General features: G+C 68.2%; 11 protein-coding genes. 2 read left to right on the top strand and 9 right to left on the bottom strand.

The annotated features are described in order from the left end of the window. Positions 1–327 precede the first annotated feature (327 nt). Entirely contained in the window at positions 328–1,008 is a 681-nt protein-coding gene (locus ABID97_RS28125) for a Crp/Fnr family transcriptional regulator (protein WP_354402704.1), read from the bottom strand. Positions 1,009–1,110: 102 nt separating this feature from the next. Next, positions 1,111–2,232 carry a hypothetical protein gene (locus tag ABID97_RS28120; protein ID WP_354402702.1) on the bottom strand — a complete coding sequence of 374 codons (1,122 nt, stop codon included), beginning with the start codon at positions 2,230–2,232 and terminating at the stop codon, positions 1,111–1,113. A 206-nt stretch (positions 2,233–2,438) separates the two neighbouring features. Between ABID97_RS28120 and ABID97_RS28115 the strand changes: the two genes are divergently transcribed. After that, positions 2,439–4,439, top strand: coding sequence for a sensor histidine kinase (locus tag ABID97_RS28115; RefSeq protein ID WP_354402700.1), 2,001 nt, complete (start codon positions 2,439–2,441; stop codon positions 4,437–4,439). Here ABID97_RS28115 and ABID97_RS28110 read toward each other — a convergent pair. The 6 genes from ABID97_RS28110 to ABID97_RS28085 form a co-directional block, all read right to left on the bottom strand. Beyond that, the gene (locus ABID97_RS28110; RefSeq protein ID WP_354402699.1) at positions 4,404–4,670 is read right to left on the bottom strand and encodes a hypothetical protein; all 267 of its coding nucleotides are present in this window, start codon (positions 4,668–4,670) and stop codon (positions 4,404–4,406) included. The two genes, ABID97_RS28115 and ABID97_RS28110, sit on opposite strands and share 36 nt — an antisense overlap. Before the next feature lie 200 nt (positions 4,671–4,870). Beyond that, positions 4,871–6,961: an SdrD B-like domain-containing protein gene (locus ABID97_RS28105; protein WP_354402697.1), complete on the bottom strand. Its 2,091-nt coding sequence runs from the start codon at positions 6,959–6,961 to the stop codon at positions 4,871–4,873. Next, positions 6,958–7,707, bottom strand: a complete 750-nt coding sequence (locus ABID97_RS28100; RefSeq protein ID WP_354402695.1) for a hypothetical protein — start codon at positions 7,705–7,707, stop codon at positions 6,958–6,960. The genes ABID97_RS28105 and ABID97_RS28100 overlap by 4 nt, the downstream gene beginning before the upstream one ends. 65 nt (positions 7,708–7,772) lie before the next feature. Next, positions 7,773–8,243 (bottom strand): hypothetical protein, encoded by a 471-nt coding sequence (locus ABID97_RS28095; protein WP_354402693.1) that lies wholly within the window; start codon positions 8,241–8,243, stop codon positions 7,773–7,775. Then, the gene (locus ABID97_RS28090; protein WP_354402691.1) at positions 8,240–8,962 is read right to left on the bottom strand and encodes a hypothetical protein; all 723 of its coding nucleotides are present in this window, start codon (positions 8,960–8,962) and stop codon (positions 8,240–8,242) included. The genes ABID97_RS28095 and ABID97_RS28090 overlap by 4 nt, the downstream gene beginning before the upstream one ends. A gap of 35 nt (positions 8,963–8,997) precedes the next feature. Then, entirely contained in the window at positions 8,998–9,648 is a 651-nt protein-coding gene (locus tag ABID97_RS28085; RefSeq protein ID WP_354402689.1) for a hypothetical protein, read from the bottom strand. 311 nt (positions 9,649–9,959) lie between these two features. Between ABID97_RS28085 and ABID97_RS28080 the strand changes: the two genes are divergently transcribed. Next, positions 9,960–10,334, top strand: coding sequence for a YbaN family protein (locus ABID97_RS28080; protein WP_354402687.1), 375 nt, complete (start codon positions 9,960–9,962; stop codon positions 10,332–10,334). Positions 10,335–10,346: 12 nt separating this feature from the next. On the opposite strand, the gene ABID97_RS28075 is transcribed toward ABID97_RS28080, so the two are convergent. Continuing rightward, positions 10,347–11,360, bottom strand: coding sequence for a tyrosine-type recombinase/integrase (locus ABID97_RS28075; RefSeq protein WP_354402685.1), 1,014 nt, complete (start codon positions 11,358–11,360; stop codon positions 10,347–10,349). Positions 11,361–11,440 lie beyond the last annotated feature (80 nt).

Below are 11,440 nucleotides of genomic sequence, written 5' to 3'. Positions count from 1 at the left end.
GGGGGGATTTTCGGGTTGTGCGGCGGGCGGTAAGGGAAGCAGCACAGGCAGCGCGCCATGGTTGCCGGACCCGCCGCCGCAAGCGGCCAGCATCGCCACGCTGGCGGCAGCGGCATGAAGCTTTACGCGGGCGAATGATGCCCTTGGGGATAAGAAGTGCATGTCTCTATTCCTTTGTCAGTGTTCAGCCTGCGCACCGCAACGAGATGGAGCGATGCCCAGGAGATTCTGGAAGGCGAGACTTCCGGCAATTGGTTCGCAACCGACATTCGGGCCGCTAACTTCTAAGGAAAAACCCTTCGGCGTGCTCGGGCGCACGCAGCCCCGCTAGGGGTACTTCGCGAGTGCCGGCCTGTCCATCACCGTGATGTAGCCGTAGCCTCGCTGGATGAGGCCCGCGCTTTCGAGTTCGGTCAGGGCGGTATTGACGCGCTGGCGCGAGATGCCGACGAGCATGCCGATCTCTTCCTGGTTGATGCGCAGCGTCGAGTCGGTGTTGGGGTAGAGCACCGGATGAAAGAGGCTGGAGATGCCGCGAGCGACGCGCGCCGTGGGTTCGAGCACCCGATCGAACTTCACCATCGCGATGAACTGGCCGAGCCGCTCGTTCAGGTGGGACAGCACGAAATGGTTGAACGGGATGCTTCGCTCGAGCAGCCAGGAGAACGTGGCCCGCGGCAGATGGACGGTGGTGGTCGGGCGCGTCGCCATGACTTCGTACTTGCGCTGCTCGGGCTTCAGGAGAGATCCTTCGCCGATCCAGCCGCTCGATGCCACGCCGGTGAACATGATCAGGCGGCCGTCCGCGGTGGTGTCCTGGACACGAAGAAAACCTTCCAGCACGCCGATCCAGCTGTCGGCGATCTCGTCGCGCTGGCACACGCAGGAGTGCGCTTCATGGTGACGGACGTACAGCGCTTCGAAGGCCTTCGTCCGCTCTGCCTGCGTCAGGGCCCGCGGCCAGATGCACCGCTCGAAGAAGGCATTGAGTTCCTTGGCGGGCAACATGGCTGGTTTCCTGTGGGCCCGGTCATCGTAGGGATGCGGGCGCGCAGAGTTTGTACCGCGGACGACATTTGCCGCTTTGCATCCTCGGGACAAACCCTCTCTTCAATGCGCAGCAGCTTCCAGCCGTGGCCTTGCGAGCTTGCAGTTTTCCATTTCCAGCACGAAGCGCATGCGCGGCCCGTCGGCGAGCAGCTGGAGCTTGACCCGGGCCGTGACCCTGTCGCACGCCAGCCGCGCGCCCCGGAAGTCCGCCGCCGCGTCGCGCGCCGAGAGTGACGGTATCTCGATGCCGAGGCCCTGGCCCAGCGCCTCGGAGCGCAGGGCAACCGCGTTGCGGCCTTCGGCCCGCCCGTCCACGTGCGCTTGCAGGCCCGGCATGGCAAAGCGTCCGTCGCCGAGGCGGACCTCGCCCGAGAGCGCCGTGCGGCCCAGCAGCAGGCGCGCCTGCTCGGTCAATCCCTGGCGCTGGCCGCCACCGAGCTGGCGCAGCATGGTTTCGGCGAAAGCCTTCAGGTGCAGCTTGCCGCGCTCCGAGACCCAGGGACTCAGCAAGGCGCCGCGGCGCTCGAACTCGACACCCGCGAGCGGTGCGGACGCGAACTGGTAGAGATAGCTGCGTCCGTTCGGCGCATCGACATAGAGGCCCAGCCGGCTCACGCCCATCCGCGAGTCCGGGCCCACGTGTTCGACGGTCGCATCGTTGAAGTCGATCTCGCCGTGCCGTATCGGCACCGTGACATCGGCGTCGAACAGCAGGTGTGCGTCGGTGATCTGTCCGCGGACCGTGCCCTCTGCCGTAGCGAGTGCTTCGAGACACCAGGCGTCGGCCGCCGCAGGGGCGGGCGCCGCGCCGCCATCGCTCTGCAAGGCGCCCCAGGCGGCCCGGATCTGCGGCGGCACGGTCAGCGGGCCCTGCAGCGTCACGCCCGAGAGCTCGGCCTCGGCCGCTTCGATGGCAGCCAGGCGCGGCACACCGGACGCGGTGCGTACCTGCATCACGCACTCATGCACGGCGACGCGGCCGATCTCCAGCGCGAGCTCCCCGGACGCAAGGTGCAGCGCGGTGGCCTCGAAATGCCGGGCGCCGGCCTCGAGCACGCCGTCCGGCCGGCGCTTGAAGCTGACGCCCTCGAGCGACCAGCGGTCGCGGGCGGCCTGGCCGAGCGCTCCGAGCTCCAGTCCGAGCAGGAGGTCGAGGATGGAGGCGGCGACGGGGGTCGTCATCGGGACTTTGTACCAGACATCGCGCCCGATCGAATCGGCCTGCGCGCCGTTCCCGCAGGAGGCGCAGGGCAGGCGCCGACCCTGCTCGCGCAGGCGCGGAGACATAATTGTGTCCTGATGAAAGCGTCTCCCCTTGTCCCTGGCGACCCAACGCGTCGCGTCGCGATGGTGGCGGGGGATGCGAGCCCCGGCGGCAGAAGCATTTCATGACGCGTGGCGGCAAAGGTCGACGGCTCGCTGGCCGCTGGATCGCGGCGCTGTGGCTCGCGTTGCCGCTGGTCGCCTTGCAGGTTGCGCATGCCCATGAGCCACCCGCCGCGGACGAGGTGCAGCAGGGCGACAGCACGCTGCACATCATCCACGCCGAGCTGCTGTCGGTTGCGGGGTCGGGCTATTCTGCCCCCCCGCGGCGTGCAGAGGATGCGAAGCTGCCGAGCGACGGCTGGAAGACGGTCGGCCTTCCTCATACATCGGGGCGCGAACTCGTGCCCACATCGTCCGCGGGGGTGCAAACCGTCACCGACTGGTACCGCATCGACCTGGCGGCGCTCGCGCCATCGACACGACCACGCTTCCTGTACCTTCCCCGCTGGAAAACCCTGGGCCAGATCGCGGTGTACGGCGACGGCGCGCTGCTCTACCACTCGCATGGCAGTCCGGTGCACAACGGCTACAACCGCCCGCTGCTGTTGCCGTTGAACGCGACCGCCCATACGCTGTCGCCCGCATCGGTGCTGATTCGCGTCGACCGGCTGCGCAGCAGCGGGAGCGGCTTCTCGACGGTCTGGGTGGGCGACCATTGGCCACTCAACTGGCGCTACCAGGTCCGCCAGTTGCTGCAGGTCCAGTTGCCCTTCATGGGCAGCGCCGCGTTCCTGGCGGTGGGGGCCTTCGCGTTCGCCGTGTGGCTTGGCCGGCGGCGCGAATCGCTCTACCTGTTGTTCTTTGCGATCTCGGCCACGGCTTTCCTGCGCACGCTTCACTATTTCGTGAGCGGCGACAACCTGCCGGTCCCGGACGACTGGTTCGAGTGGATCACGGTGGCCTCCCTGCTCTGGCTGATCATTCTCATCCACCTGTTCCTCCAGCACTTGCACCAGCAGCCCTCGCGCTGGCTGACGCGCTTGTCGGTGGCCTTGGCGGCAGCCGGCAGCATCTCGACGCTGCCTCAGACGTCGTTCGCAAGCCTGTACCTGGTCACGCCGCTGCTCAACCTGATGGTGCTGCCGATGGCGGTGCTGATCTTTGCAGTGAACCTGCGCAAGGCGCTGCGCGCCAGGTTGCCCGAAGGGAGGCTGGTGGCGGGCTGGGCGGTGTTCGCCCTGGTGTTCACCTCCTACGACGGCCTGCTGCAGAACAACCTGGTCAGTCCGGAGAGCGTCTACACCTCGCCCTACGCCATCATCAGCCTGTTCTTCGTCTTCTCGTACATCATGTTCAAGCACTACACGGGCGCGTTCGCCGAAGTGGGGCGGCTGAACATGGGGCTGGCCGAGCGCCTGCAGGCGCGTGAAGCCGAACTGGAGCAAAGCTACCAGCGGATGCGGGTGATCGAGAACGAGCACATGCTCGGTGCGGAGCGCCGGCGGCTGATGCAGGACATGCACGACGGCCTGGGTTCATCGCTGATCAGCGCCATCCGCTCGGTGGAGCAGGGCACCTTGAGCGATGCCGAGATCACCGGTGTGCTCAAGGGATGCATGGACGACCTCAAGTTGGCGATCGACTCGATGGAGAGCGTGGACGCCGACCTGCTGCTGCTGCTGGCAACCCTTCGCTTCCGGCTGGCGCCTCGCATCGAGAGCGCCGGGCTGGCGCTGCGCTGGGAGGTGCAGTCGGTGCCCGCGCTGCCCTGGCTCGACCCGAGCAGTGCGCTGCACATCCTGCGCATCATGCAGGAGGGCGTGGCCAACGTGCTGCGCCACACGCGCGCGACCGTCATCTGCTTCAGCACGGCCGTGGAGGGACAGGGCGTGTGCGTGGTGATCGAAGACAACGGCGCGGGCTTCGCGGTCGATGAAGCGCTGCGCCGAAGCGGCCGCGGGCTGCGCAACCAGCAGCGCCGCGCCTCGGCCATCGGCGGCGTGGTGAGCTGGGAATCGGGCAGCGCCGGAACGCGCTTCAAGCTCTGGCTGCCGCTCTACCAGGGCGCCGTGCCCGGCCCGGTGGCCTCAGAGGCCGTGAACGAGAAACGTCCCTTGGGGTGACGACGGCACCTTCAGCGTGTGTTCGCCCACCCTGGAGAAACGAAATTCGCGGCCGTTGAAGGAGACCGATCGGGTGTTGGTCCAGATGCGGTATTCGTGGCCGTCCGCCAGCGGTGTGACCTGCAGCACGCGCATGACCGCGGGCACGTCCACCCTGAAGCCCAGTTGGCCCGTGGCGCGGCCGCCCCCGAGCATGGTTTCCGCCGCGCACAGAGGCGGCAGAAGCAGCAAGGCACACAGGGCGCCCTTCAGGCACGCCCCGGTCGATATCCTGTTCCCGGACATAAGGCTCCCTCCCCGAAAGACATTGGACTGAAGGCATCTCGGAGATGCCCGACCTTCGTATATCGGCAGACGGCTTCAATGATATGAAGTCCGTCGGGAGCAAGTAAATACCGGAGCAGGTGCGCGTGCAACTGCCTTTCGTCGGATCAGCGTTCTTTCTGGATCGGGAAGTCGGTCAGGGCGGCGTCTCGCACGTAGACGTTCACGCGCCGCGCGGCGGAACCCGCGCTGCTCCAAGGAAGCGGCAGGTTGTCCTGGATCAGCTCGATCTGGTGGCTGCCGGCCGCCACGGACGGAAAGCTGTAGCGGCCCTGCGCATCGGTGCGGGCCACGTAGCCGCGGTCGAGCACCACCGTCACGCCGGGTACGCCGCCTTCGCTGGCTTCCCGGAGCCCGTTGTTGTTCTGGTCGAAGAAAACATAGCCCTCGAGACTGCCGGCGCCTGCGCCGGGGTGGCCGCCGATGGGCGCGCTGGCCACGCCGGCGCGGCTCTCGTAGCGCAGCGCCACCATGAACGAGCGGTTCGAGGGAAGCACGCGCACCGCCTGTTGCAGGGCCGTGGCCAGGGCCGACACCACGGCCGGATTGAGCGACTCCTGGCCGCGGGCCGCCGCGTACTGCGCGATGAACGACCAGCCCTGTCCGATCGGCCAGCTCAGGCGTGCATTGGCGCTCAGGAAGCGCGAATCGGTGCCGACGATGCCGTTGCTGCCGCGCAGGCTCAGGTCGAGCCGCGCGCCGGCGGCGAGCGGCGTGGTGCCGAGCACGCCCCAGTGCACCGCGCGCGATTCGACGCCGGACTGGCGCGACTGCTCGTAGGCCAGGGAGGTCGAGAGCGTCTGGTCCTCGCTCACGCTCCAGGCGTGGTCCACGCCGGTGCGCAGCACGCGCAGGTCGGTGCCGTGCGCAACGTCTGTGCGCCACTGGGTGTAGCCCCAGTCGGACTTGTGCTCCCAGGTGAACTGTGCCGACTGTGCCGCATAGTTGCCGGTGCGCGCCGCCACGTTGGCCGAGATCGAGTCGCGCGAGTCCAGCCGATAACGGCCGAAAAGATTGCCGTAGAGCGAGCGGCGCTGGAGCCCGCTCACGCTGTCGCTCACCTCGATGTTGCCGCCCAATTGCCATTGGCGGGTGGAAACCTCGCCGCGCCACGAGGCGCCGCGCAGGTCGCTCGGCAGCGAGTCGCCGCCCCAGCGCAAGGAGGGCTGGAAGTAGAAGACCGACGCGCTCTGCTGCATCAGCTGCGTGCGCCAGCTTGCATCGACCCAGCCGCCGGTGCCCGAGTCGCGCGGCGCGCGCGACAAGGCATCGGAAGGCTGGCCGCTGCTGTGCGCCAGGTTGGCCTGGATCCGCAGGCCGCCCACGCGTTCTCCGACGCCCCCATAGCCGTTGCCCACCGATTCGGCCCACGGCGCCACGCCCTGCCATGAAACGGCGCTCCATACGGAGCGGGTGTCCTGGGCGTAGCCTGGCACGCCATTGGCGTTGAAATTGCGCGTTTCCACCAGCTGGACCGCCGCATCGGTGCGGCCCAGGGCGTAGGCGCCGTTGCTGCCGCTCAGCTGGGTCTGGGCACCGGCTCCCGCCGCGGTTCCCCGCCCCGACGAGAAGCCCTGGAACGAGATGCCGTCGAAATAGCCCAGCCGGCCCGCCGATGCATTCAGCGTGGTTCGTCCCGGCTGTTCGATGCTGAGCGAGGCGCCTTCGATCGGCAGGCTGGGCAGGTAGACCCGGCCGACGCCGCGGGCGAGCGGCGTGCTCGCCATGTTGATGTTGCCGATGCTGTTGTTGCCGAACCATCCGCCGTTGAAAGGCATGGCCCGCTGGTCGATGCGCCAGGTGCTGCCGTTGCGGTAGCTGTAGGGTACCTGCGTCAGGGGCGTGCCGGTGGTGCCGTACAGCGCGATGCCGCTGACCGGCACCGAATCGCGGTTCAGGTTCAGGTTGGCGGACAGGGTGCCGTAGTCCGGCGTGTCCAGGTAGCCCGAGAAGAGCAGCGAATGGCTTCGTGCGCGCGAATCACCGCTTTGCTGGGTGGACTGCCCTTCGACGGTCCAGCCGCGCGGCCAGCCGCTGCCCTGTTCCCGGGCTTCGTCGGCCGGTGCCGCTTGCGGGCTGTCGTCGAGCACCCGATCGACGTAGTGCGCCGCCTGGGCCTGCGCCCATGCCGGGGTGCCGGCCAGCACCTGTCCCGCGCCGCACAATCCGAGGGCGCTGCTACGGAGCCATCGCTTCATGGAGCGAATCGCTGATTGATCGGCAGCGAGCCGCTCTTGCCCCACTCCAGCTTGCCGGTGACCGTGACCGGGAAACGCACCGCGACGGCGTTTTCGGCCTCGCCCGGCTTGTTGGCCGCGAGCGCGATGTCGCGGGTCTCGCCCGGCATGATGGGGGTGGTGGCGGCCTGCAGCTCGAGCGAGGTGCCGCCCGCGTCGGTGCCCGAGAGAAAACCGGCCAGGCGGCCATGCGCATTGCCGGTGTTGCGGATCTTCAGCACGGGGGCGGGCCGGCCGTCGACCGTGCGCACCGAGGCGCCCACGATTTCCAGCACCGGCGCCACGTTCCCCACGGCCACATAGACGATGACGCCGATGCGTGCGCCCAGCGCCATCGGCACCCCGGGGGCGGTGGCAGGCTGCTGGCCTTCGATCAGCACCGCAAAGCGGCATTCGGTGGGAGGCGTGCCCGCCGGCGGCGTCACTTCGAAGCGGAAGCGGTAGGGGCGTCCGGAGGTGATGGTGAGTTCGCGCCGCTCGATGGCCACCCAGGGCCGGCAGCTGCCGGGCAACAGCTCGTCGCTGAAATCGACCGATCCGTCGGGCCGGAAGGTCCAGTCGGCGGTCTTGAGTTTGTAGGCGCCCGATGGGGTGTCGCGGTGCGTGAGTTCGATCACGTCGCGCACGCGCTCGCCGGGGGGGGTCGACAGTTCGAACCGCGGCGGCGAGACGGCCAGCGAAAACTGCGCCTGGGCGGTCGTGGCCATGGCCAGGACTGCAAGCAGGAAAATAGCCGCACGGCGGCCACGGCAGGAAAGTGCGGCTCGGCGCATCAGGGCGATACCTCGATCTCGAAGAAGAATTGCAGGGATTGCGCGTGCTCGAGCTGGCGGCCGTCGGCCGTGAGATCGATCACGATGGTTTCCTGCAGGAAAGCGTCGCGCACCAGACCGTCGAACACCAGCGTACGGCCGCCACCGCGGACCGTGCCCGGAAGCAGGCGGCCCTGGGTGCGCCACGTGGCGACCAGCTGTTCGCCATCGGTGGGCGCCAGCGACAGGTAGATGCGGGCAGGCCGGCCGACCCACGACGACAGGTTGAGCCGAAGCTGCACCGGAACGCGGCCCTCCACGGTGTGGTCGCCGGCACGGCCGGGGGCCAGCTGGCGCCAGCGCATCGGCGTGACCGGCTGGCTCGCGAAGGTGCCCGTGTCGTCGATGCGGAAAGTGGCGGCAGCGGCGGGCAGCACCGCGCCCAGGGCCAACAGGCCGGCCAGCATGGCATGCGTGTGTCGGGCGCTCATGGTGCGGTCAGGGTGAAGGTCGCCGTGCCGGTAAAGGTGCCTGCCGGAACGATCTCCGTGTTGAGGTAGCGGAACGCGAGGCAGCTCTCGAACCACGTGTTGCGGCCGATCGTCAGCAGATCCTGCGAGCCGCCGACGAAAGTGCCGCTCGGGATGGTCGCGGTCGCGTCGCCATTGCCGGAAGAGGTCCACGCGATCCGGCTGAACGGGATCGTGTCGCCGCTGGTGCTTGTGAGGACGGCCGGCACGGTGACTGACAGGATGGCCTGGTTGCCCCCTGCACCCTGTCCTGGCCGGCGGAAGAAGCCGCCCACGTACACCTGCCCCGTGGTCGAGGGCGAGGTGCAGAAGGCAGCACCCGCCCACGGACTCGCGGTGACGGGACTGTCGGTCGTCATGGGCTGCGGTGTACCGGTGCCCAGTTGCGCCACCGGAACCGTGACAGATGCGCTGTTGACCGTGGGGTTGTCGCCGGGCGTGCCGCCGTTGCTGAAATTGCCGCCCGACATGGAGCCCACGCCCACCTGCAGGTAAAGCGCGCGCTGTCCGGGCGAGATGCCTACGGTGAAGCCGTGCGCCTTTGGCAGGCAGGCGCCGCACACCAGGGCGAATCCGATCAGGACGCCTTTGGCATGGGACAACGGGATGGGCGAGGATTTCATGCCGCGTTCCTGGCGCTGCGCGAAGGCGGGACTGGCCTTGCCTTCACGCAATCGCATGGGGGGAGCCGCTTGTCGGATGGACGTGCGGGCGCTCAGGGGGCGGTGGCGGTGTAGGTGACGCGGCCGTTGTTCGCAACCGTGTCGCCGTAGGTGCCAGCCGGCATCACCGTCGTGTTGGCGTACGCGAAGGTCCAGCTGCCTTCGCGGCGAACGAGACCGCCCGATGCGGGCAGCGTGATGGCCACGGCCGACGAGCCGCCCGTCGTGCCGTTATTGAATGCCGGGTGGGCAATGGCCGTGGTGGAGTAGCCGGGCGTGGCGGTCGTGAGCGCGGCGGCCGTCACGGTGATGTCGGTCCATGGCACGGTCGGGTCGCCACTGACGCCGTTGCTGAGCTGACCCGTGGTCGCGTTGGACAGGCTGACGTCGCCGCTGTTGCCGAGCACGCGAACCGTCACCGCGCTGGCGGAGATGTCGCCGCCGGTGGCTGCCACCGCGGTGCCGCCGCCGATGCCGTTGGCGGGCACGGTGAACGTGAGCTTATCCACGGTGGTGTTGCTCGCCATGCTGGTGCCGGTGCCGACCTGCAGGAACAGCACCTTCGGAACGACGATCTTGAAGTCGAGCTTGGCGTTGGCGGGGGGCGTGGTCGAGCCGGAGCCCGTCACGAAATTGGACTCGGCCTGGCTGGCGAAGGGGGCCAGGGCGGCGGCTGCGGCGGCGATCAGAAGAAATTTTTTCATGACAATGAATGCTTTGGGCCTAGTTTTTGACGTTCGGGAGCCCGGAGTGTAACTAAAGGATGACATTTGTGTGAGTTCTTAAGTTCTCATTTTTAAATGTAATCTGCGTAAAGGTGAACTTCGGTAATAAGTCACAGATCGCGGGTGTCTGTGGCTGTCGTGCTCTTGCAACATGGCTACTTTCCGGGCGCTTCGTCAGGTCTTCGACGACCTTCTGCGGCGTGCGCGGACCCCGGCGGAACGGGGCTTACCATCCACCGATGCCCCTTTCGCAGTTCTCCCCGGGGCCGCTTCCGCGAGCACGGCTTCCGATGAGGCTTCCCGGCCCCGTCGCGAAGCTGCTCTGGCGTGTGCTGGCGCTGGTGCTCGTCGGGCTCGGGTTGCTCGGCGCCTTTCTTCCGCTCCTGCCGACGGTGCCTTTTCTCCTGGCGGCTGCCTGGGCAGCAGGGCACGGCTGGCCTGCGCTGGAGCGCTGGCTGCTCGAACATCCCCGCTATGGCGGTTACGTCCGGCGGTGGCGCGAAGCGGGCGCGGTGCCGCGCCGCGCGAAGTGGACCGCGAGCGCGATGATGCTGTTGAGCACGGTGGTGCTGCTCGTCACGGCCGCGCCGGTGGCGGTCAAGATCGGCGCTCCGGTCTTCATGGCGGCCGTGGCGGTCTGGCTGTGGCGCCGGCCCGAACAGTGACCGGCTGATTCCTCAGACGACTTCCGCGGGGCCCGTGAGCACGCGCTGGTATTTGCCCATGGCCTCGGGTTCGATGCCGAGCCAGTGCGCCACCTGGTCGAGCTTGGCGCCCCGGCGCAACTGGCGCAGCGCGAAGGTGTGGCGCAGCAGGAACGAGCCGCCGCCCGCAGCCTCGATGCCGGCCTCTTCGAGCACCTGCTTGGCGGCCACGTACTGCGCCTCCTTGCTCCAGGGTTTGCCGGTGCGCGTGGCCGGAAACAAAAAATCGCCCGCGATCGCCGCCTCGGCCCGCACTGCGAGCCAATGCTGGAGCAGCTCTCCAGCCCAGGGTGCGAGCGGCGCCTCGCGCGCCGGGGAGTTGCCGTTGCCCGGAACTGCGAGCTTCCATGGGCGTTGCCGGCGGCCGGCGATGTGCGAAGTCGGCGCGTCGAGCCGCAGCACGCGCACGTCACCGGGCGCGAGCCCCGCGCCCAGCTGCAGGGCGACCGCCACGCGGTTGCGCAGTGCCTGCCAGCTCAGCGCTGCCTGGCCATGCCGGGCACCGGGACGCGGCCGTGCATTGGACAGGAAGGTAATGAGATGCCTCGCCTCCGACACCGAGAGAAATTCCGGCAGCGGGTCCGCGCGCGTGGAATCCGCATAGCGCACCTCGGGCTGTGTCGCAATCCACTCGGCGGCCGCGGTGTTGGGCGCAACACCGCGGGTCTCGGCATGGTGGCGCATCACCCTGTCGATCAGCCGAAGCAGGCGCAGCGCATAGCGCGGCGACAGCGACAGGTCGTCGCTTTTCATGCCGAAGCGCGCCTGCTGGAACGCCGACAGGTCGCTCTTGTCCAGCGACGCGAGCGTCACCGCGGGCGACTGGCCGAGGCACCAGGCCGTGAAGCTGCCCCACATGTCGCGATAGACCGCAATCGAAGAGGGCTGCCGCAGGGCGCCGTTGCCCTGCTGCGCAGCGAGCCAGGCGTCGAAGGCATCCTGGTGCGATTCGCCTGGGGGGTCGGGAAAGAGGGGGAGGGACGACATGAAAAATACGCTAACGGCGGGCGACTTGTTTTTTTGGTGAAGTGCATTCTTAGCTTGCATGTGCTCGAGGTCAGCGCTGC

The sequence above is a fragment of the Variovorax sp. OAS795 genome, assembly GCF_040546685.1.
GTDB lineage: Bacteria > Pseudomonadota > Gammaproteobacteria > Burkholderiales > Burkholderiaceae_C > Variovorax.
The sequence above is the reverse complement of the archived record's forward strand: the minus strand, read 5'-3'. Positions and strand labels throughout refer to the sequence as shown.

Bases quoted from the DNA above. Each gene is read 5' to 3' on its own strand.
- ABID97_RS28080 (WP_354402687.1), top strand. From the start codon at position 9,960: ATGAGGCTTCCCGGCCCCGTCGCGAAGCTGCTCTGGCGTGTGCTGGCG.
- ABID97_RS28125 (WP_354402704.1), bottom strand. From the start codon at position 1,008: ATGTTGCCCGCCAAGGAACTCAATGCCTTCTTCGAGCGGTGCATCTGG.
- ABID97_RS28100 (WP_354402695.1), bottom strand. From the start codon at position 7,707: ATGGCCACGACCGCCCAGGCGCAGTTTTCGCTGGCCGTCTCGCCGCCG.
- ABID97_RS28075 (WP_354402685.1), bottom strand. From the start codon at position 11,360: ATGTCGTCCCTCCCCCTCTTTCCCGACCCCCCAGGCGAATCGCACCAG.
- ABID97_RS28085 (WP_354402689.1), bottom strand. From the start codon at position 9,648: ATGAAAAAATTTCTTCTGATCGCCGCCGCAGCCGCCGCCCTGGCCCCC.
- ABID97_RS28090 (WP_354402691.1), bottom strand. From the start codon at position 8,962: ATGCGATTGCGTGAAGGCAAGGCCAGTCCCGCCTTCGCGCAGCGCCAG.
- ABID97_RS28115 (WP_354402700.1), top strand. From the start codon at position 2,439: ATGACGCGTGGCGGCAAAGGTCGACGGCTCGCTGGCCGCTGGATCGCG.
- ABID97_RS28105 (WP_354402697.1), bottom strand. From the start codon at position 6,961: ATGAAGCGATGGCTCCGTAGCAGCGCCCTCGGATTGTGCGGCGCGGGA.
- ABID97_RS28095 (WP_354402693.1), bottom strand. From the start codon at position 8,243: ATGAGCGCCCGACACACGCATGCCATGCTGGCCGGCCTGTTGGCCCTG.
- ABID97_RS28120 (WP_354402702.1), bottom strand. From the start codon at position 2,232: ATGACGACCCCCGTCGCCGCCTCCATCCTCGACCTCCTGCTCGGACTG.